The following is a 21,967-nucleotide window of genomic DNA, read 5'->3' on the forward strand; positions in this document are numbered from 1 at the left end:
TTTGCTCACTCCAAGCTGAGGAGAATGGTCTCGAACTCGGTGAGTTTCGGGATTCGCGCCTTGAGGAAACCATCCTCGATCTCGAATGTTACCTCCTCCGCAGCCACCGCGAGGCGGGCGCTTCTGCAGCGTCGACCCTCAGGAAGGCGTATTTCGACCTGCACCTCGGAGACCGGCATAACCTCGTGCACCAGTCTGCGATGGCCGCTGTTGAAGCTGCCCGGCGCCGAGAAATTGATGACAGTGACGGCGAGCCTGTCGTCCTTGGCCATCAGGGCCACGTCGTAGAAACCGGGGCCGGTGACCCGTAGCTTCGGGGACCATCCCGGCGTAGACCGGACCGCGTTCCCGATCACCTGGAAAAGATCGGCAAGCCCGTAGTGGTGGGCCACCTGCTCGATTGGCCATGGGAAGTAAACCAGCGAGCCTTGCTTTACCTGCGCTGTCATCGCGAGGCTATACGTGCTCACCCGTTCGATGAAGTTGTATTCCGGGACGCTAAAGCCGGACCCACGTTCTCCTTCGACCGGCGGAACATAGGCAAGAGCATCGGCGCGTGTGCCTGGTCCTTTGAGTACTTTAAGATCGCCGCCAATGGGCAGGACATCGGTGTCGCCGATGCCTTCGAACAAGAAGTGGCTCGGATCTATGATCCGGCCATAAGCGGCCTTGAGGTCGCGCTCGACGGTCTGCGTGTCCTCGGCGCCCAGGAATTCGAGAATTAGCGGATGCTCCCGCAATTCGCCCAGTTCATTGCGGAAGGTAGCTTCGGACGACGCGATCAGGCGCCCGCCGCCCTCCACAAAGGCGCGCAGCGCGTCGACCGCAGCATCGTTGAGGCAGGCGCCGTTCGGCAACAGCAAAACCTTGTATTTCCCAAGCTGGGACGGAGTAATGCGCTTGTCGCTAAGAAGATCGAACGGAATGCGCTGCTGCATCATCGCATTGTAGGCGCCCCGGAAATGGTTAATGTAGGCCGGCTCGGGCTGGCCGCCGTTGAGGTTGTCCTGACTGAAGCGCGAGTAGACGAGCGCCACGTCGGCCTGCGATTTCATCCCGTCATAGGCATCCCGGTTTTTGGCGAGAAACTTGTACATCTTGCGCATGGGCTCGAGCCCGCGCCGGTCGAAATGCTCGCTGAAAAAGCCCGTCACATGCAGCCAAGGCCGGCATCCATGCGCGACGACCTGGGACATCCATACGCGGTTTTCCGGCTCCGGCACTGAATATAGCCGCCACCAAGGCAGGAAATAGCTTACGACGATGCCGCCAGGCTTGTCTTCCTCGATGCCACGCATATAGCGAGCTTCCACACCTGGCCACCAAAGATTAGCATAGCGCCTCTGCGCCTCAAGGATGACCATATCTGCGAACGGCGCCGTATAGTCTATATCCCATCCGCCCTTCTGAGAATGGTCCCAAGATTCCATCACTTGCGCGAGCGGCATCCAGGCGCATTCGGGCCGCACCTCGGCGATCGTTTTGTCCATCAGTTCGACCCATTCGGCGATCCAACGATAGCGGAGTTCGTTGTAGCGGCGCCAAAGTGGGTCGCTCCAGTTTTCTTTCGGCATTGCATGCCCAGTATCAGCCCGAAACTTCGACTGGCAGTTGGAGCAATAGCAGACCCGCGTATGCCATGGCGAAAACTGCGCCGCATTTGACCACATGCCCGAGAACGCATACCGCCCCAGCACCTCGCGGACGACCTTTATCGCGAATTCGTGGTAGTATCCGCCGTTGGGACAGGCGACATAAAGCCCATGGACGCTAATGAGCTTGCCGGCCTCGTCACGGGCGCACCACTCGGGGTGGTCGGCCGCCATCCCTCTTGGCACCAGACTGGAATCGATGCGGGCAATGGCCTTGATACCGGCTTCGTTGAGCGCTTTGAGCGTCTCCCCGACCAGGTCGCGGTCGCCAAGCGAAGGGCTGCGGCGATGGAGAGGTATTTCCGTGGGATAGAAAGCCGTTATACCGGCCACGCTGAAACCCAGCGCATCCACTGAGAAGCTTTTTGCGAATTCGACCAGCTTTTCCGGCTCCCACTTGGCTGCATCGTCCTCTCGCATCGTCATGATCATGATCAGCGCTGACTTAAGCCATTCGTGAGGTGATATCTGGGACATAAAGTTCTCCTATGAGATGGTAGACGCTGGACGGGCCGCCGGTGAAGGAGCTAACGCTAGGTGTTGATTTTCGCGTCCATGGCATCACGGATGCCGTCGCCGACGAAATTGAAGGATAGGGCGGTGAAGAAGATCGCAAGGCCGGGGAAGACGCCGATCCACCATGCTTCTGGATATTGAAGTGCGGTCGAAAGCATCTGCCCCCAGGTCGGGGTAGGCGGCGACACGCCAAGCCCCAAGAAGGCGAGAGAAGATTCAGTGATAAGGGCCGAGCACGCCCGCAGCGCCGCGTAGACGACAACATTGCCGGCGAGACTGGGCCATATATGTTTGAACATGATCCGGGGTACGGAGGCGCCAAGCGCGGTGGCGGCCTGCACGAATTCCTGCTCCCGGATAGACAAGGTCTGGCCACGCACCAGCCTGGCGAATTCTGGTGTGTTGACCACGCCAATGGCGATCATTGCGTTGGCGAGGTTCGGTCCGAGCACCGCCACGATGGCAAGAGCGAAAATTAGCATGGGAAAGGCAAGCAACCCGTCCATCACCCGCATAATGACGTCATCGATGCGACCTCCCAGCACGCCTGCTGTCAACCCGATAACGGAGCCGGCGACAAGGGCGATCGATATGGCGCCGGCAACGATCGCTAGCGACACTTGACCGCCGTAAAGAAGCCGAGACAGCAGGTCACGACCGATTTCGTCGGTACCCAGCAAATATGTGGACGACGGTGGTGAAAGGATCGACGCGTAGTCAATCGCTTCCGGATTATAAGGCGCAACCAGGGGGGCCATCACCGCGCCGGCGATTGCGACCAACATAATGGCAAGTCCGATTTTACCGAGCGTGTGCTGACGGAAGCGGCGGGCGGCCAGGCCCAATTGGCTGATTGGGCGGCGGCGAGCGGAAGTCTCTTGCACGATACTTGTCACAATAACCTCAAATTTTTACGCGCTTGTCGAGGACCGCGTAGCTCAAGTCGGTCAAGAGATTGGCGAGGAGAACCCCGATCACGATAATGAGCATCGCCGCCTGTACCGGTGCGAAGTCACGTTGGAATATGCCCTCGATGACCATTCGTCCTAGCCCCGGCAATGAGAACATCGTTTCGGCGACGACGGATCCGCCGATCAGGGAGCCAATCTGCAGGCCGATTACCGTCACTACCGGTATCAACGCATTGCGTAGTGCATGGAGGAACAACACCCCCATCGGACTTACGCCCCTTGCCTCGGCGGTGCGGATATAATCCTGCGAAAGCACCTGAACCATTGAGTTTCGCGTCTGCCGCATGATCACGGCAGAGAGCGGTAGCCCTACGGTGAGCGCTGGCATGATCATCAGCTTCAGGCTCATCAACGGGTCCTGGAAGAGGGGAATGTAGCCGGACGGCGGAAGCCAGCGCAGATGAACTGAAAAAAGCATCATCAGCAGAATGCCCGTCCAGAAATACGGCATTGCAATGCCAGCGAGGCTCGCGGTGCTGAAGACTAGGTCGGGCCACTGGTTGCGGCGCACCGCTGCAATCACGCCCGCTGGGATGCCAACTGCGCAGGACACGACGAGCGACAGCAGCGAGAGTTCGACTGTCACGGGTATGCGCGTAAGAAGCATGTCCGAGACCAGTTCGCTTGTGCGGAGCGAGCGGCCAAAATCGCCGGTCAGCACGCTTTTCAGCCACACCAGATACTGCACAATGATCGGCTGGTCCAAATGCAGCTTCTGTCGCAATTCGGCGATCTGTGCCGGCGTAGCGGCGTCGCCCAGGATTGCGAAGACCGGATCGCCAGGCAGCAGCAGGATGAGAGCGAAGATCACAAAGGTCACAACCAAAAGCATCGGCACCAGGAAGGCCAAGCGGCGCAGGATAAACGTCAGCATGTCCGCCTCCCTATATCGAATGGTCGTCTCAAGGATAGCGCGGTTATGCTCACGAATAGATCTCCCGATACCGGATGCAGGCCGTGACCTGGTCAGGACCTACCGCTTCGAGCGTCATTGGCGCATCGGCGCATTCTGTCCGGGCGTGCCGGCATCTCGTACGGAATGGGCATCCGGAGGGTGGATCGATCGGACTTGGGATGTCGCCTGACAGCACGATCCGCTCAGCACCATGGCCTAACTCCAGTCGCGGCGCGGCCGAAAGCAGCGCTTCCGTGTAAGGGTGACGTGTTGCCTCGAATAGCCGATCGGCCGTGGCCATTTCGACGATATGGCCGAGATACATAACACCGACATGGGTAGCTACATAGCGCACGACGGCAAGATCATGGGCGATGAACAGCATCGCCAGCCCCAATTTCCGGCGCAATTCCTCTAGAAGATTGAGGATCTGTGCCTGAACTGAAACATCCAGGGCCGACACCGGTTCGTCCGCAACGATGAATTCTGGGTTGACCGCGAGCGCGCGGGCAATACCGATCCGCTGCCGCTGACCGCCGGAAAATTCGTGCGGAAATCGCTCCGCCTGATGCGCCCGCAGCCCGACTAGTTCGAAAAGCTCGGCTACCCTGTCTCGCCGCTGGCCCGCATTGCCAATGCCGTGAATGATCAGCCCTTCCTCAACGGCATCGCCCACGCGCAGATAGGGGTTCAACGATGAATATGGATCCTGGAACACAATTTGCATGCGTCGCCTGAAAGGTCGCAACGCCGACCGGCTCAACGCGGCGATGTCGGTCCCATCGAAGCGGACCATGCCGGAAGTGGCATCGAGAAGACGCAGCAGCAGGCGTCCAGTTGTGGTCTTGCCGGATCCACTTTCTCCCACGAGCGCGAGGTTCTCGCTTCGACCAATCGCGAATGAAACGTTCGAAACGGCTTTTGTGGTTTGAACGCGCCCCCCGACAGCTCCCCGCGACAAGAACGTCTTGGTGAGGCCCTCGACTTGGACAAGGGGCCGAAGGGCAGTCATGCCGCCTCCAGTTCGGGCCACCGAACGCAACGGACGGATTGAATCCCGTCTATGTCATCAAGTTCAGGCTCACGAACATCGCAGAGCCCGCGCACGCAATACGGGCAACGCGGATGGAAGCGGCACCCCGCTATTGGTTGCTGTGGATCGGGGATTCGTCCGGCAATCGCAGCAAGTGTAGTTTTCGGCCTATCAAGCCTCGGGACCGACGCGAGCAATGCCCGCGTGTACGGATGTCGCGGCCGCTCCAGCACGCGTCGAACTGGTCCCTGTTCGACAACTTGACCTGCATACATCACCAAAACAGCATGCGCGATCTCGGCAACGACACCCAAATCATGTGTAATGAAGATCATTGACATTCCCATTTCTTCTTGAAGTTTCTTCAACTCATCGAGAATTTGGGCCTGAATCGTCACATCAAGGGCGGTCGTGGGTTCGTCGGCGATCAAAAGGGTGGGCCGGGATATCATTGCGCTTGCGATCATGACGCGCTGACGCATGCCACCCGATATCTCGTGCGGATAGGAATCGGCGCGGCGCGGCGCATCCGGTATGCCGACACGCTCGAGCATCTCAATCGCCTCCGCTCGCGCTTGCCTGCGGCTGGCGCCGCGATGAATACGCAGCGCTTCCCCGACTTGGTAACCCAGTGTGAGCGAAGGATTAAGGCTCGTCATCGGCTCCTGAAAGATCATTGCAACCCTATCGCCGCGCAGCGCACGCATTTTCCTGGTGTCCAGATGCAGAAGATCGACAGGTGGCCCTGAGCCAGGATAAAAGTTACCACTGCCGGTCACTTTCGAAAGGCCCCTGTTGAGCAGGCTAAGCAATGCAAGGCCAGTCACTGATTTCCCCGACCCAGACTCGCCAACGACGGCGAGCGTCTGCCCTCCGACAGCAGTAAAGCTGACCTCGCGAACGACAGGCAGGCTACCCGGCAGTCGGCCAAAGTAAACGCTTAGATTTTCAACCTCGAGGACGTTGCCTGTTTGAAAGGTCATCCGCTTGCTCCGGAAATATGCCTATGGGCGGGGAAGGGCGAGGGATGGCGTATCGCCACCCCGGAGACTTACCTGAAAAGGCGCCGGCCACAGCTTAATTGGCCGCACTTAGCCAAGCTTTATCAAGCATCCACGCGCCACCACCGAGTTCAAGCTCCAGCCCCTGTAGGTCCTTTCGCGCGATGAACTTCACCGGGCGGGAAAAGAGGAAGAGTTGATAGTTGTTGTCCATCAGGATCTGCTGCGCCTCGTTGTACAAGGTGCGCCGCTCCTCCTGGGAAGTCTTTAAACGCGCCTCATCGAGGAGGGCCACGACCTTCGCATCGTTGGTACGCATGTAGTTACGGGATCCGTCACGTCCATAATAAGAAGTCATGGTGATATCCGGATCCACATCGGGCAAGGTCGAGCGTCCGAGAGTGATCTGCGCCGGTCCCTTCAACGTCAGGTCCATCCAGGCGCTGCGATCCATCATATCGATTTTCAGGTTAATGCCGACCTGTCTCAACATGGCCTGGATAATTTGCGCAATCTGAGTGTCGGGGTCGCGCTGGATCATTGCCATGTGGAGAGTGCCCTCGAATCCGGAAGCCTGGAGAGCCTTTTGCGAGCCTGCGGGATCATAGGCGACAGGCTTGAGGTTCGGATCGTTGGTCCAGGACGTCGGCGGAAGAATGCCCGCGAGAGGGACGCCGTACTTACCGGAAATTGCCTTGGCGAGCGCCGCACGATCGATGCCAAGTGAGACAGCCTTGCGCAGTTCTGTGTTGTCGAATGGCGGAGCGGAGTTGTTGAAGCTGGCGAAATGGTCCATTGCCAGATGAGTATCAACGAGCTTCAATTCGGGATCGTTCGCGATCTTTTCGAAGTCCTTTTCCAAGATGGCATCGCCCAAGTGCGCTGCGCCGGACTGAAGTTCAACGATACGTACAGCTGCACTTGGGACGTAGCGCATGGTAACGCCGTCCAAATAAGGCAACTGCTTGCCGGTAGTGTCATGGGCCCAGTAATTCTCATTGCGCGTGGTTTCAACCTTGCCGGATGTCCATGATACGACTTTGAACGGGCCGGTGCCGACGGGCTTGCGGGCGAAATTTTCGCCTTCCTTTTTTATTGCCGTTGGCGACAACATGACGCCGGGCTCGGACGCGAAGACCGCCATCATTGCCACAGAGGGCTCCTTGAAGGTGAATTCCACTGTGTGAGGGTCGACCACGTTCACTTTGTCGAGATTGGTCAGATATTGCTTGGACGCGGTCGTCAAGTTTGGGTCTCGAGCGCGCTCAATATTGAATTTTACGGCACCGGCGTCAAAGGGGGTTCCATCGGAGAATGTGACGTCCTGACGAAGCTTGAAAGTCAGGCTCCGCCGGTCATCACTCCACTTCCATTCGGTCGCCAGCCTGGGGACGACCTCGCCAGAGGGCATAATGTTGACCAGGCGCTCGGCGAACAGATTATAGGTCGAACTGTCACCGCCAGGCGAATTCGTGTAAAGCGGATCTAGGCTTGCGGGCTCAGCGACCCATAGGCCGGTAACCACGCCCCCTCGAATCGGCTCATCCGCCTGGGCTATGCGGATGCCAGGCGCGAGCATGGTGATCAGGCCTAACATAGAAAGTGTTGCTCTTAGCAATCCCTTCCGAAGGTATCTTCCAGTCATCTCCATAGTGTTCTCCTCCACTCGATGGTTTGGGCGCCTTGAGCCCTTTTTCTCTTATTCTCAGCCGTCGCGTCAGCGCGACGTTATCGGCCCTCCGGCAGTCTAGTGCTTCTAGGTGCGGATTGAGGCAGCCCGGGCCTGTGACCGGACTTGAGCGCGTCGCGAGACATGACAAGGCTTGCGGCAAGGTTGATCGCTTCGATCAGGCTCGAGGCCCGCGCCACGCCTTTCCCGGCGATATCGAAAGCGGTGCCGTGATCGACCGACGTCCGCACGATCGGCAGGCCAAGCGTAATATTAACGCCATTCAGGGATGTCCACTCTCCAGTCGCGCTGTCGATCGTAAAGCCGAGCAGCTTGACCGGTATATGGCCTTGGTCATGATATTGGGCAACGACTGCGTCATACTGCCCGGCTCGCAATTTTACGAAGACTGTGTCGCCCGGCACGGGGCCGACGACGTCGAATCCTTCCGCCCGCATCGTGCTTAGGAGTGGTTCAGTCACCTCGAAGTCCTCGCGACCAAACAAGCCGCCTTCGCCAGCGTGCGGATTGAGGGCCGCCACCGCGATGCGCGGCTTTTCGATACCGAGTTTTTTAAGCGTCTCAACAGTCAACCGTACCACACGGCCTATGCGCGCCGCTGTGATAAATTTGGGCACATCTTTCAACGCGACATGGGTCGTCACGTGACTGACGCGCATAGCGCCATGCGCCAGCATCATCACGGAATCCGATGCGCCGGTAAGCTGCGCAAGCATGTCAGTGTGCCCAGCAAATGCATGTCCCCCCAGATTGAGCGCCTCCTTGTTCAGCGGGGCCGTACATAGGGCAGCCACTTTGCCGGCTAGCGCCAGTTCGACGGCCAGCGCAACCGCCTCATAGGCGAAGCGCCCCGCCTCAGCCGAGACCTGGCCGAACACGATCGGGTCTCGTTCGGCACGTACCGGGAGAAAGGCTATATCAGGCCAACTTGCTATGGGTGAGCTTCTGTCCACCAGCTTAGCAGTATCACCAACGCCAAGGATATCTACGGCACGCAAATGGGCTTGGTGACTACCGATAATCACCAGCCGTAAGTCGCCTGCCTCAACTTGAGGCAAAAGCTCAATAGCAGCGCCCAACGCAATTTCCGGCCCAATGCCGGCAGGATCGCCCATTGTAATTGCAATACGCAAGCTAAGTCCTCCACTAACGAGAATGGTGCAATACCTTTCAAAACATGTCAATAGATACCAAAATTTTTCACTTGCGCGCAGTTGTGTCCTTGACAGTACGAGGCTGCCTCCAATACCTCGTCGGTCGACAGCGGTAGTTAGTGCAGTTAGGTTGTAGATTCCGGGCGCAAAGCCGAAAGGGTAGAGGAGATTAATAATTTGATTCCCGCACAGCGCCGCGCAATGGTCCTAGAGCAGGTTCAGCGCCGCGGAACTATATCCATACAAGAACTAGTGGAAGCTATCGCGGTATCGAGTTCGACGGTGCGAAGGGATCTCGAGGAACTGGAAGCAGAAGGTTTGCTGGAACGCACACGCGGCGGCGCCCTAGTCCAGAGCACGCGCAGATCAACCTACGAACCAACGACCGCAGTTGCAGCAGGGCTCGCCCGCGAGGAGAAGAAGGCGATCGCGAAGTACGCGATAGGTATGCTCAGATCCGGTCAGAGCGTAATCTTCGACTCCAGTACGACCGTGCGCGAAGTAGCAAATTTGGTCGTCAGCAGCGGCCTCCCAATCACGGCATTGACCAATGATCTCGGGATTGGCGAGGTTCTTGGAAGCTCTAATTCGGTTACCGTGATCATACCGGGTGGCACGTTGCGCCCAGGCTCGTTGACCTTGAAGGGGGAACCGGGGCCTGAATTCTGGCGAACGATCCGCGCCGACGTGCTCCTGCTAGGAACGCATGCGATTTCCGAAGGGAGTCTCAGCGAAACTTCCCTCGACTTGGCGGCGCAGAAGCGACTAATGATCTCTGCGGCGGAACGCGTCGTGCTTTTGGCTGATTCTGGTAAGTTCCAGTCCCCTGCGTTCTGCCAGATTTGCTCGCTAAGTACGGTGAGCGAGATCGTGACCGATTCCAAAATATCAGACGCCGATTTGCAAATGATCGCGGACCATGGCGTGAAGTTGCAGATCGTGGTGGTAGAGTCTCGACCCGACCGCCGTGCAACTAATTGAGCGAGTGGGCGGAGGTTGCTGACGATGCCATGAACTAGTGATCCGTGCGGAACCGTTTCATCCAACTGGCCAAGTGAATGTCTACGCCGCCCACAATTTTATCAAAGTCCCTTTCACTTTCGTCCTGACCCAATTTAAAACGAGCGCTTATTGAATTAATTGTTGCTCGAAATCCAATCACTTGTGCCCGGAGATGGGCATAACGTGCACCCAGCGATGCGATCGTCCAAGCGGCAGAACGCCCTGCACTCACCAGTGCGGCAGCGCGGAATTTACCTCAGCCCAAACAGAGCGATACCCAGTCATTTGAAAGCTTGGAGTCAACCACTGGACGGAACGGGAATTTTCCTGATAGCGAGCTCTTCACCCGTCGATCCATCAACAACAATGAAAGATAGCTCGGTCTGAGACGGTGAGACAGCCAAGGACGTAAGGATATTTGAGCGAAATGCCCATGTGTCGATGCCTATACGGTTTGATTTTACCACCGGCACATAATCTGGAGACGGCGTATGGCCATGGACAAATAAGTGAGGGAGGGGACCGTCGAAGTCCAGAAATTTGTCCCGTATCCACATTAAATCCCGTTCGCTTTGTTGATCCAATGGCAGATCCGGATCGATGCCCGCATGCACGAAGGCAAACTTCCGATCGACGATCATCCTGTCGGCATTTTGTAGCACTTCGAGATGGTCAGCATACTCCTCGCGAAAGTACGCAGCGATGTCATCCAACGACCGGAATCCTTCCAGTCCGTACGATAAGAAGGTTTCGTAACCCCCAACCCGGTCAAGCCAACGGCCGAATCTGGCGGCATCCATTGTTTCACCGGTCATGAATTCAAGCAGAAAATTATCGTGGTTCCCGAGGATGAGGCGCGAATCTGGCGTATTCTTGAGTGTTCGGCAGACGAGGTCCATCGCGCTGCGGCTATTGGGACCGTGATCGATGATATCGCCGAGGAAGATAATGCGGGGCGTCCAATCGTTTTGTTCGGCATCGACGTCGATGGCGGTAAGCATCGCCTTCAATAGATCGGCGCGTCCGTGGACGTCGCCGATGGTGTAGGTGCAGATGTCGGGGAGCATAGAATTCTTTCGTGGGATATTTTCTTGTCGAAAGTACGTAGCTCAGTTTCGTAAAATTTACGTACCCACATCCTGGTCGTCCAAATGAGCTTATTGTCGGACGCTGGTAGCACCGCGATAGAAGGTGTGGATTGCTGGCGGCAGCTGCCCTCGGCGTCGATCACTTCCTGAGATATCTTGCACATTGTAAAAACAACGGAACTGAAGCCGCCCAAAAAATTGCGCCTTGCGTCACCCTGTAAAAAAAGACGCCAATGATCCCGCCGAGCAAGAACGAAAGGATTGTCGCGGAATGCAATTCCAACCGCTGGATCGTCGCATCGCTGTTTTCAGCGCTGGGTGAACGCCACAAGATCGCCAGTCCTACGCCGATATCTGTTGCCACTCCAGAGATGTGTGTGGGTTCTGACACGGCCGGTGGAGATGCGCGTTGAAGCGGCGTTTTGAATTCCCATAGTGAAACTCAAGATGCCGACGATCATGGTTCCTATCAACGGGCCGGACCCATGAATATCCAGTGCGCCGACGATCAAGAGCAAACAGGCCTCTGCAAACAGTGTGAGAGCATAAACTCTTCGCCAGTTGTTACGTTTGCCCAGCTGGATAAACAGGGATGCTCCGAGAATGAACAGCACTACTATGGATGCGAAGGCCGCGGCGACAAGAAACTGTCCGAGCGATATATGATCGGAGATCAACGATACATTGCCTGTCATGTTCGCCGAAAAGTAACCAAACGCAAAATAGCCGGCGCTGTTCACGGTGCCGGCAACAAACGAGAGTATTGCTGCCAGCATTAGATCGATACGGGTTGTGCGACTTGCACCTTCTTGAATAAGCATTCGGAACCTTGAAGCGAATAGGGAGGACTAGCATGAAGAGGACGAAATCTAAATTTAGTTGATCCTGTCAACTTGGAGAATGGTTTTGCGCACGAGAAAGCCTTCGGCTCGCCATTTAAGAACAAGCCGCGACGGCTTCTTTCGATGAGGGCGTCAGACAGTTCTTATCGGCAAACAGCTAACATATGAGCCATTTGAGCATGAGCAACGAAAATCAGCTAATATCTTAGCTGTTACAACCTAACCGAACTTTCAGCGGCAGCAAACCAAACAGGTGCCGCGCTACCTCCGCCATAGCGCTGTAGTAAATCGCACCCAGAATGGAAAACGGGTGCGATTTACTACAGAACGTGAGTCGCCTTGCTCCAATACTAGCAACCAAAGCGACACTGAGACCAAGCGGGCGATCAAATGCGCCGGTCATTTTCGGGTATTATGATCGCAACTCGCCTTGTTATCCTTGAATCAAGTCTAAGCTCTATAAGAGGTTCCAGAGCCAGACCACGTATGTGCTTCCATCGTGCTGGCTAACCAGATAACTTTTCAAAGATTTTGACGACTTTGAAAGCGGCACTTCAGCTGTAAAGAGTTGAGGGTTTCTAAACTCCCTGTTGTTAGATCAGCTTCCTAATCGCCAAGTATAATCTCATCCATCGGAGCCATCTTTCGAGACGCTCCTGATCCACGTACCATACCAGGACTTCGAATCGCACGGAGACTAAATGAAAGTCATCTATCGTGGCCGTCCCTTTCAACGCAATAATTTGCCGCCCAAGTCGGACAGCGACGTAATCGAACTGCTATCGAACAACTGGGACGATTTTGGCTATAAGACGAGCTTCCCAGTTGTGTGCCGCCTTAAAGGTGAGATTGTCGAGTTAGAGCTGGTTCGGCTTCTGATCGACAACGTCTATAACTCCAGCAGGCGTTTGGATCAGCTCCTTGAAGGCGGTTGGAATGGCGAATTTCCAATCCCGGGCGTAAACTATATTTCTACACCGTCCGACATCACCTTTTACGAACAAATTGAAGGCTTGCTCGGTACCGATGCGGCTATCGCGGTCGCACAGTTATTGCACGATGCAAGCTATTTGGTGCGTGTCTCAGATGACGAAGCAGCCAGAGCGTTGGTCGAGACCGAAGGTTTCAAGAAGTCACTTCAGCGAGAGCGCGGTAGCGTCAAAGCTTATCTCGACGCGTGGCGGATTTTCGAACGTCAAGCGATCGCCGTGCTCGATCTCGGGTTTAAGTTCGAGGACGTTTTCGGCGATATCTCAACGTTGGAGTTGAAGTACCAGTCCGAAAGCCGCTTGCCACACGACATCAACGTTCTTATCGGGCCCAATGGTTCAGGAAAATCACGAGTCCTTCATCAAATGGTGCGGGACTGGATTTCACCGGGAAGAACAAAAGTGCGCGGTTTTGTTGAGAAGCCAAATTTAAGTCAAATCGTCGTCGTTTCGTATAGTCCATTCGAGCGGTTTCCGGTCGATCTGCTAAGGAGGAAGCTCCAGGATACTCATGCGTACCGCTATTTTGGCTTCCGAGGCAGGTCCGTTGTTTCCGATGATAAAAAGCTTGGCAGCATCAAGCTTTCGCACCAATTCCCAAAACGGAATGCCGCCCAAGCACTCGTAGACTGTCTTACCGATGACAAGCGTTTTCATTCTATCCGCGACTGGGCCCAGAAAGTTAAAACAGTAGAGAGCGTGTTAGCGACTGCGATCGAATTTGACTATGCCGCGGTGGAAGTTGCGTCGGATGGCAAGGTCGAGAAATACTACGACGACACCACCTTCATCGAGCCCCTTGGATTGGACGTCACCGATAGTGAAAAACGGCGATACATTCCCATCTCGTCTGATCGGATCCAAGAGCTTAACTCCGATCAGATCACAGAAAATCTCCGATCCGAATCTGGTGTCATCTTCTTTCGTGATGGCAGGGCAATTGAATTGAGTTCCGGACAACGATTGTTCGCCTACATCGTAATCAATATCCTTGGGGCGATCCGGCGAAATAGCCTGATCCTCGTTGATGAACCTGAACTGTTTCTACATCCCACGCTGGAGATTCAATTCGTCAATATGCTCAAGACGATCTTGAAGCGGTTCAACTCCAAGGCGTTGCTGGCGACTCATTCGGTGGTGACGGTTCGGGAGGTTCCTGCCGACTGCGTGCATGTATTTGAGCAAACGGAAGAAGGATTGGTCCTCAAGCATCCGCCGTTCCAAACGTTTGGCGGCGATTTTCAGCGTATTTCGTCATACGTGTTCGGGGACAAAGCTGTGTCCAAACCTTTCGAAGCCTGGATCAGGGCGCAGTTGAACGAGTTCGATACGGCTGATGACTTCATTGAAGCGATGCAAAACGAACTCAATGAAGAATTAATTGTACAGATTAAGGCCATGGAGCGCGGCCAATGGTAATGAGGCTGCCGGTTCCGAACAGTTGCAGTCTGCAACTTGTCGATGACGTTGTCGCGGAACGTCAGAACGGAGTAAATGCCGCGTTTTTTACTTCCATAAGAGCCGATTGGCGGGCAAAGGTTCAAGAATATATCGGGGCTGGCGGCTCGCCGCAGTTCGTACAGCCATGGCCCGATGTTGCCCACCGGAAAAATAAGTTTCTCAATCTTTACCTCTCGCCAAAGAAAGCGTCAGCACACGGTTTGGTGCTCGACCAGTTGCGCGATCATGGCTTGAACCTTTGTCCGGCATGTGGCGAAGCGGGTGCGCCAAACACCCTTGACCACTATTTGCCGAAGGGCATCTACCCACACTTCTGCATCACTCCCCACAACTTGTTCCCCATGTGTGACGCGTGCCAGGGCAAAAAGCTGGAGAAGACCGGCGATGCCGCCAACCCCCGGTTTTTCATTCATCCGTATTTCGATGTGTTCGTCGCCGAACAGGTAATCAAGCTTCTTATTGATCCACCCTTTGACACGCCGACATTCAATCTGATCCCCGACCCTGAACTTCCAGCGGAACAGTTAGCCTTGGTTGAAAGTCACGTCCGTGAACTGGCCATTGATCAGCGATATGGCCATTTTTTTCGGGAGCAGCATAGGCGGCTAATCCGTCTGGTCCAAATAATGCGTAATTCGGGGCTGAACGTTGCTGATACATTGGAAATGTTTCGTGTTAACTCTGAAGACCCAAGCGCGAACTCATGGGAGCATGTCTTTTACGCCGCGGTCCTCTCGAATGCGGCCATGCTCAACTACCTCGAGACAGAACCATTGCCGACACTCCCGTAGCGCATTTTTTCGTGGCCATTGCTTCGAGTGCACTTTTCGAACCGCATCCTTTTGAACGTTGTGATTTCGAAAAACTAATCCGCCGGTTGCGGCTGATGCATCGGACGGGAATTCCGGAATGCGGCAGTTCGCCGATCATACAACTCGTGGTTGCCATTGAATGTTGTTGCGCGAAATGCGATCCAAGACGAAACAAGCACAGGGCGACAAGAAAGGCTCAATCAGCGAGCCGGCGGATCGGAAACGCACAACAAAAGAGCTGACGATAGTTGAGCTGCCTCCGCAGGTCCCATGGAATGGCGGGTGACTTGGACGGAGAGCTACTTGGCTGAGCAAGGGTGAGGGTATGGGAGACGTGGAAAAAGACTATCGGCGAGACGCTATAAGACAGCTGTTTATACTTGTGGGAGGATGCACTAGGGCGACACCCCCCCAGGTGCCTGATTTCCCTTACACGTTCAAGGGTGAAATGCGGTTGCAGGCGCTCGATTTTTGGGTGCGTTATCCTGACTATCTTGCCGATGAAATCCTGTCCCAGTTCGAGCAGAGCAGTGATCCAGAGATGCTTGTGGCAGCCCGCGAAATTTTCGCCGCGGACGAGCCAGACGTCCGGAGGATGCCGATGATGCGCAAATACTACGGGGCTTACGAGCCTCTCGACACATCGCTGGCAATTTTGAAATCCCGCGGGCTCGTGCTGCCCCGGACTCGCAAGACCTCGCGAGGCACCAACGTCCGCGACTTCCTCCTCAGTGAGAAGGCGTTCGAAACCTGTGCGGCCGTGGTGGAAAACTTTCCGTTGATGAACTGGTATCGCGAGCGGATCGCACTGGTACTGAGAATTGCTGACAACCGTGGTGGCAAGGCGCTCAAAGACAGGCAACACGAGCAGAAAGAATACCACGATGCCCAAGTCGGCGACACGATCCCGACCATAGCCCAGCGCGTGAAAATGCGCCTTGATAGAATGGGGAACACACGATGAGCGCGAAAGTTATGCCTGACGCCAAGGGCAGACAGGTCTGGATTGCAGCGATTTCAAAAAAGTCCGGGTACAGCGAGGAGCTCGTCGCCTCGGTACTTGAGAAACATGGCATCCGACCGAAGGTAACGGCCGCGGTGCCGCAACGGCTGATGGTAACGTCTCTGTCTTTCACGGGCAAAAAGCTGGGGGCAACGCCGCCGAGTGACATAGATTTCGGTCCGAAACCGATGGGACCCGGCCTGTGGGCAGTTACAAGCCAACGCAACTTCCGCGGGAAAACCTCCATTCTCAATATCATCCGATGGTGCCTGACCGGTCGTCAATACATTGCCGATGTCATGACTTCGTGGTTCACGGCAGTGACGCTGCGTTTTACGCTCGATGACCGGGAATTCGAAGTACGTCTCTCCAATGCTTCAGAAGGGACGGGCGAGTTGCTTAAGCACGCCCGTGGAAATGAATTCCAGCTGGCTTCATTCAGCAACCACGTCGAGTTTGAGGCCGCGATGTCGGATTTCTTCATGGAGGAGCTTGGTCTCCAAAAAATCGAGAACCACATCGAGAAAGATGGCAAAGGCATAGATCAGCCGCATGGATGGGTTTGGCTTTTTACAGCCATGTGGGTGGAGCCTCGTCCGTCGGCGTTGTTCGGTGTTCAGATGCCTGGAGCAATGTCGGCCCGGATGATGCAGATGTATCTTGGCTTCCCTTGGGTGAATACCACGAACGAGATAAAGGCGGCGCAATCCCGGTTCAGGGTGAAGGCAGCCCAATCGCATCTTGTATCTTCGGGGATCCGTGCGACCACCGAAGGCCGCATCGCGTCTCTAGCCGCACAGCGCGCAGACTTGCAGGCAAAGTTTGCGGACGTCTCTCCTAATACGGCCCGCCTGAAATTGGCCGAGGCAAGCCAACGCTTTGTGAACGCTGACGCCGACCTGCGCGCGTTCGTGGCCAAGAAGCAAGTCGCGGAGGATGATTTTGAGTCTGCCAAAATGGCCTATGCCGAAGCCAGACGATCGTCGCAGGCAGCAAAGGAGTCCGCGGCCGCGGGATATGTGTTCCGGGCGATACGGCCAGTATGCTGCCCGAGCTGCGATGAGGTGATTACCGAGGAGGCCGCTGAAAGCCACCTGAGGGATCACACATGCGTTGTGTGCAAGACTCCTGATCGAAAAGGTGACGATGAAGAGGATACGGAACGCACACTCCTGCTGGCGGAGAATGAGGCCAAGGAGCAATTGGACGCACAAACAACTCGCGTCAGATTAATAACCAGTCAGATCAATGAAGCGAGATTGGCCCGCGCCAAAGCGTCAGAACAGTGCGCAACCGCTGAGGCTGAAATAGCAGACATGACGACCGTTGAGGAAAATACGGTCAGGATTCAAATACTTGATGCGCAGATAGCAGAACTGCGAAACCTAAATCAGGCGGAGACAGAAGCAGAGGACGGTGATTCCAAAGTTCTGGCGGCCGCAGAGGTCATCACGAAAGAAATGTATGAAGTTGAGCAAGGCCGCGTCCTGAAGAGGGTGTCGGATCTGACCAAGGAATACGCGGTTACATTCGGAATCGAGAATCTTCAATCGGTGTCCATCGACGGCGGAGTCCGCATGAAGCTTATAAAGAACGGTCAACCCACTTTCTTCAGCAAATGTACCGATGGCGAAAAGGCCCGTTTGAAGGTTGCGGCAACGCTCGCAATGCTCAAGGTGAGCGAAGATGAAGGTGTGGGACGGCACCCCGGCTTGCTTCTCATAGATTCGCCGGGAGATAACGCGATGGTCAGCGTGGACTATGAAAACCTCGTGTCGGGAATTTCTACGCTTTCGGAAGAACTGAAAACGGTACAGATCATCTTGTCAGCAGTTTCGGGACCGGTCATCCTTTCTCACGTACCCAAAGCAAGGCGGATAGAAGCTGTCGGTGACGACTATCTTTGGTGAATAGGAAATGACATCGCTAACAAGCTTAATGTTGGAGATTTTAGAAAGCGGGAAAACCCCCGCCGCCAGCGATTTCGGCGGTTTGCAGGCCATTGTGGATAATGTGGATGAGATCGTTCAGTCGGGACTTCAAGATGAATTCCTGAAAGCGGCTCTTTCAGAATTCGAGACCGATCCCCCGCTGCTGGAAGATTTTTCTGCCGAAATTGCGATCCGGACATCAGACGATATCGTGATGCGGGAAGTAATCGATTCGATAGCGCCGTTTTTTCCTTTCAACCCGCAACCTGCCAGAAGGCTTTTTTATCACTGGTTGTCGATCGCTACCCGGAAGGACCTCAGCGCATCAATCCGAAGCGCCGCTCTGCGCGGCGCATTCTTTGCGGCGTCCGGAGACGACCGGAAGCTTCTGCGGTTGGAAGCCGAGATCGCCGACACCGACACCCGCGACGATGCTGACTACATCGCTCACGCGGCTCGGATTGGTGGCCTGCTTCACGCCAGATCCGGTCGTAGTGAAGTTGTCGCGTTTCTTGAGGAAGCCCGGGCGAGCGAAGACGCACAGGACCAGGTACTCTTCGAGATCGGCATGATCCGTTTCTCTCAAGCGGTTGATGCAAGCGAGATATCGGCTGTTTCCAGCCTTCTTGATGCGGCGAAGGACTGTTTCGAGGGATCGTGGCGCGCACGCGAAACTCGTTTTGATGCGCGTGTTTTCTCGATGGCGATCGGCTTGCTGCTAAAGTTCTACTCTGGAGCCGACGCGCGGCAAATGACCGACGATGTTGCAGAACTCAACAATGCGGTGCATGGATTTTCCACCTATCAGTATCGGTCGGGCTACAGCAGCCTTGACGGGGCGAGGGCGATGCAGACCGCAGTATTCGCCTCGATGGGAAGGCGGCTAGCGGCCTTGGCTACCTCGCTGAACAAACCGGTCTGGCTGGATGGAGCGCGGATAGTCGAGGAAGAGCTTCTCGGAGTCTATTCAGCAAACCGGACCGTGATTTCCGGTAAACCTGGCACCGGAATCCCAGTCATCATAAGCCCGCGGGTTGAAGCCAGCTTTTTCCGGTCTAACCATCAGCTAGAAATCGTCAAGACGTGGTTAGACCAGTTTGGACCATCATCGACCGAAGATCTTTCCGACATCAGGCATCTTGTCGATGGCCTCACGCATAGTCCGCCAGCAAACCCCATTGATGCGGCGCTTGGCTCCCCGACAATCGCCGCTGCAATACATCGGGTTCGTTCATCAGGGTTGCCGGGCATCGCGTCGCTCGAGACCGCTCTGTCCGCATCTTACCTTATGGAGGCGGCAAAGCTCTCGCCGGTGATAGCAGCCACGCTTGAGCGAATTGATGAAACATTCGAATCTGTTCCCGATTACCACCTTCCGGAAGCAAAAGGATTCTTCCTTGCTCTGGCTTTACGAATGCTGCTGTTCCTAGAGTATAGGTTGAATACGACGCCATCCCAAGACCCTTCTGGCGCTTACCTGTTTCACAAACATGCAACCAAGGCACCGCTTGAGGCGACCCTGCAACAGGATCTGCTTCGCACATTGAAGCAAGCCGCCTTCGGCACGTCTGATGAGGTCCGCGGCATCGGAGGAGGGCGGACGGACATTTTGCACCAGCACGGACGTTATAGCCTAATAACCGAAGTTAAGCGGGAACTGAAGGATGCATCATTCCAGGCGTTGCTTGCTAACTATGGCGAGCAGACTGCGGCTTACCAGAATACCAACTTGAAGCTCGGTACGATGATGGTTCTCGATCTGTCGACTGGCGAAAGAATTGCTCCCGCGATGGAAACGCTCGTTCACCCCTATGTCGGCGATGTGCTCGGAGATGGTATAACGCGGGGCATTCTCATTATCAACGTTCCTGGCAACCTGATCAGTCCTAGTGCTGCTTCCGCAAAAGCCAAGAAGCTCCGCAAGCCTTCACAACCATCAACGTTGGTGCCGGACGAGAAATGATCGACGATAAAAATCGGATACGCCACCAAAATAATCGAATGGGATTCCGAACTTGTTACACCGAAGTGGCTGACCAGATAGATTGAATACATGTTGAATGGGAAAAGGAGAAACTGGTGCCGGGTCTGCTCTAGTTTTGGCACAACGGCGGATCCATCTCTTGTAAGCCGTAGGTAAATAGCAGAGTATGAGTATCTGGCCAGACGCTGCAGGGAGAATTGTCATGTCGGATCATTTTTGAAAAGCACGACGACGACCACCAAGCGACCGCTCCTACATGACTTACGGGGGACTGTTCCTGATAGGCGTTGCAGTGCTCATGGGCATTGGCTGGTATTTCAGGTAGTGTGGGCTCCCGCCATTGATTGCCATATCACCCCTCGTCATGTTTTGCGGATGATCTGACCGTCGTCCATTTCAAAAATGCCGTGGTCGCCGCCTTGAGCGCAAAAGTCCGTTTCAAGTTCTCCCCAGGAAAATTTTTACCACAACGACGATCCTTGTCCGGCTTCGTTCGCCAGTGCAATCCTCGATCGCTAATTTGCCGGCAGACACAGTTTTCTAAAAAAGCTCTGCAGTAAATTACACCCAAAATGAAAATTGGGTGTAATTTACTGCAGAATATGGTGGCCGGATCTGCACAGCAATGAGCGCTCCGAGCGGCAAAGTCACTCAACTTTGCGCTAGTCTTGAATGGCAGCCGTGCCCATGACCATCGATGCAAGAAATCTTATTCGTCACTACAGTTTATCAGCTCATTACGGTACGGCGCGCTGTTTTGTCGTTTGAGGCACTCTCTGGGTGAAATTCGACCATACTATGTGTCGTTTGATACTTGGCTTTTAGTCGGACCGCCAATTTTTCCCATCAAAACCACTCAAAAAGAGTTGCACACCTCATTTCGCTGTTCTAAGACTTTAGGCGGAGGAGAATTCTCGTGGGGAAGATGACGCTCGAAGACGTCGCCCGAGAAGCCGGTGTCAGTTTAGCAACGGTCGATCGTGTCGTGAACGGAAGGATTGGTGTGCACGCGCGCACCATCGAACGCGTCAATGCGGCCATCAAACAGCTTGGCTTTCTACCCGATCCACACGCGTCCCGGCTCGCTCGCGGACGCGACTATGATTTCCGCATCATCCTGCCCACCGGCGAAAATGAATTCATGATGGCCCTTGGCGCCGAGTTTCGTGCCACACGCGAGCGGCAATTGCAGGAGCGTGTCCGCTTGTCGATCCAGCATGTCGATACATTCGACGGCGAGGCACTTGCGGCGGCCCTCGAAAGGCTCCCGTCCGGCATCGACGGTGTGGCCGTCGTTGCGCTCGATCATCCCGCCGTCACCGAGGCGATCAACGCCTTGGCAGACGCCGGTGTGGTCGTGCTTACTCTCGTGTCGGACGTGCCGAATTCACGGCGGGCGCATTATGTCGGAATCGACAACTTTGCCGCCGGACGGACAGCCGCCTCGCTGATCGGCCGCTTCGTCGGGCCGCGCAAGGGCAAGGTCGGCATGATCGCCGGGTCGCTGGCATTGCGCGATCACGTCGAGCGCCAATTCGGTTTCGAACAGATCATCTCGCGCGAATATCCAAATCTCGAAGTGCTTCCTGTGCGCGAGGCTCGCGACGAGAACGCACGCGTTGAGGCCGTCACCCGCTCGCTCTTGCGGGATCATCCGGACCTTGTGGCCATCTACAATGCCGGCGGCGGGCAAGCAGGCGTTATCGCTGCGCTCGAAGCGACAAACCACATTTCCGACGTGATCTTCGTCGCCCACGAATTGACGCCCTCGACGCGCCGCCATCTTGTGCGCGGCACAGTAGACGCGCTCATCAATCAGGATGCAGGTCATATGGCGCGCAGCGCTGCCCGTATCCTGACCGCATTACGTGAGGGACGCCCGATCGTTCCAGGTCAGGAACATATTCGCATCGACATATTTCTCAGGGACAACATGCCTTGAC

At 55.4% G+C, this 21,967-nt stretch carries 17 protein-coding genes; 7 read left to right on the top strand and 10 right to left on the bottom strand.

The annotated features are described in order from the left end of the window. Positions 1-5 precede the first annotated feature (5 nt). The 7 genes from FHS21_RS15890 to pdxA form a co-directional block, all read right to left on the bottom strand. Complete coding sequence (locus FHS21_RS15890; RefSeq protein WP_183662828.1) at positions 6-2,129, bottom strand: alpha-amylase family protein; 2,124 nt, start codon at positions 2,127-2,129, stop codon at positions 6-8. 56 nt (positions 2,130-2,185) lie between these two features. Next, positions 2,186-3,064 carry an ABC transporter permease gene (locus FHS21_RS15895; RefSeq protein WP_210283539.1) on the bottom strand — a complete coding sequence of 293 codons (879 nt, stop codon included), beginning with the start codon at positions 3,062-3,064 and terminating at the stop codon, positions 2,186-2,188. A 7-nt stretch (positions 3,065-3,071) separates the two neighbouring features. Continuing rightward, on the bottom strand, positions 3,072-4,013 hold the full coding sequence (locus FHS21_RS15900) for an ABC transporter permease (RefSeq protein WP_183662832.1): 942 nt from the start codon (positions 4,011-4,013) through the stop codon (positions 3,072-3,074). Positions 4,014-4,062: 49 nt separating this feature from the next. After that, a complete protein-coding gene (locus FHS21_RS15905; RefSeq protein WP_183662845.1) occupies positions 4,063-5,046 on the bottom strand; it encodes an ABC transporter ATP-binding protein in 984 nt (327 codons plus the stop codon). Further along, a complete protein-coding gene (locus FHS21_RS15910; protein ID WP_183662848.1) occupies positions 5,043-6,050 on the bottom strand; it encodes an ABC transporter ATP-binding protein in 1,008 nt (335 codons plus the stop codon). The genes FHS21_RS15905 and FHS21_RS15910 overlap by 4 nt, the downstream gene beginning before the upstream one ends. Positions 6,051-6,144: 94 nt before the next feature. Next, entirely contained in the window at positions 6,145-7,665 is a 1,521-nt protein-coding gene (locus FHS21_RS15915) for an ABC transporter substrate-binding protein (RefSeq protein ID WP_183662852.1), read from the bottom strand. Between the two features lie 131 nt (positions 7,666-7,796). After that, entirely contained in the window at positions 7,797-8,891 is a 1,095-nt protein-coding gene (gene pdxA, locus FHS21_RS15920) for a 4-hydroxythreonine-4-phosphate dehydrogenase PdxA (RefSeq protein WP_281386103.1), read from the bottom strand. Positions 8,892-9,089: 198 nt separating this feature from the next. On the opposite strand from pdxA, the gene FHS21_RS15925 reads away from it, so the two are divergent. Then, positions 9,090-9,893, top strand: a complete 804-nt coding sequence (locus FHS21_RS15925; protein WP_183662855.1) for a DeoR/GlpR family DNA-binding transcription regulator — start codon at positions 9,090-9,092, stop codon at positions 9,891-9,893. 320 nt (positions 9,894-10,213) lie between these two features. Here the strand turns inward: FHS21_RS15925 and FHS21_RS15930 are convergent, their stop codons facing one another. The 3 genes from FHS21_RS15930 to FHS21_RS15940 form a co-directional block, all read right to left on the bottom strand. Beyond that, the gene (locus FHS21_RS15930) at positions 10,214-10,981 is read right to left on the bottom strand and encodes a metallophosphoesterase (RefSeq protein ID WP_183662858.1); all 768 of its coding nucleotides are present in this window, start codon (positions 10,979-10,981) and stop codon (positions 10,214-10,216) included. Positions 10,982-11,141: 160 nt separating this feature from the next. Further along, positions 11,142-11,393 (bottom strand): DUF1275 family protein, encoded by a 252-nt coding sequence (locus tag FHS21_RS31550; RefSeq protein ID WP_376772124.1) that lies wholly within the window; start codon positions 11,391-11,393, stop codon positions 11,142-11,144. Beyond that, on the bottom strand, positions 11,311-11,823 hold the full coding sequence (locus FHS21_RS15940) for a YoaK family protein (RefSeq protein WP_183662865.1): 513 nt from the start codon (positions 11,821-11,823) through the stop codon (positions 11,311-11,313). Before FHS21_RS15940 ends, FHS21_RS31550 begins: the two co-directional genes overlap by 83 nt. Positions 11,824-12,545: 722 nt before the next feature. On the opposite strand from FHS21_RS15940, the gene FHS21_RS15945 reads away from it, so the two are divergent. The 6 genes from FHS21_RS15945 (at position 12,546) to FHS21_RS15970 (ending at position 21,966) form a co-directional block, all read left to right on the top strand. Next, entirely contained in the window at positions 12,546-14,252 is a 1,707-nt protein-coding gene (locus FHS21_RS15945) for an ATP-binding protein (protein WP_183662867.1), read from the top strand. Further along, entirely contained in the window at positions 14,252-15,085 is an 834-nt protein-coding gene (locus tag FHS21_RS15950; protein WP_183662868.1) for a hypothetical protein, read from the top strand. Before FHS21_RS15945 ends, FHS21_RS15950 begins: the two co-directional genes overlap by 1 nt. A gap of 475 nt (positions 15,086-15,560) precedes the next feature. After that, a complete protein-coding gene (locus FHS21_RS15955; RefSeq protein WP_183662870.1) occupies positions 15,561-16,070 on the top strand; it encodes a hypothetical protein in 510 nt (169 codons plus the stop codon). Further along, a complete protein-coding gene (locus FHS21_RS15960; protein WP_183662872.1) occupies positions 16,067-18,019 on the top strand; it encodes a coiled-coil domain-containing protein in 1,953 nt (650 codons plus the stop codon). The genes FHS21_RS15955 and FHS21_RS15960 overlap by 4 nt, the downstream gene beginning before the upstream one ends. A 7-nt stretch (positions 18,020-18,026) precedes the next feature. After that, on the top strand, positions 18,027-20,003 hold the full coding sequence (locus FHS21_RS15965; protein WP_183662874.1) for a hypothetical protein: 1,977 nt from the start codon (positions 18,027-18,029) through the stop codon (positions 20,001-20,003). A gap of 946 nt (positions 20,004-20,949) precedes the next feature. Beyond that, positions 20,950-21,966, top strand: coding sequence for a LacI family DNA-binding transcriptional regulator (locus FHS21_RS15970; protein ID WP_112531539.1), 1,017 nt, complete (start codon positions 20,950-20,952; stop codon positions 21,964-21,966). Position 21,967 lies beyond the last annotated feature (1 nt).

This window comes from Phyllobacterium trifolii, from assembly GCF_014192095.1.
Classification (GTDB): domain Bacteria; phylum Pseudomonadota; class Alphaproteobacteria; order Rhizobiales; family Rhizobiaceae; genus Phyllobacterium; species Phyllobacterium trifolii.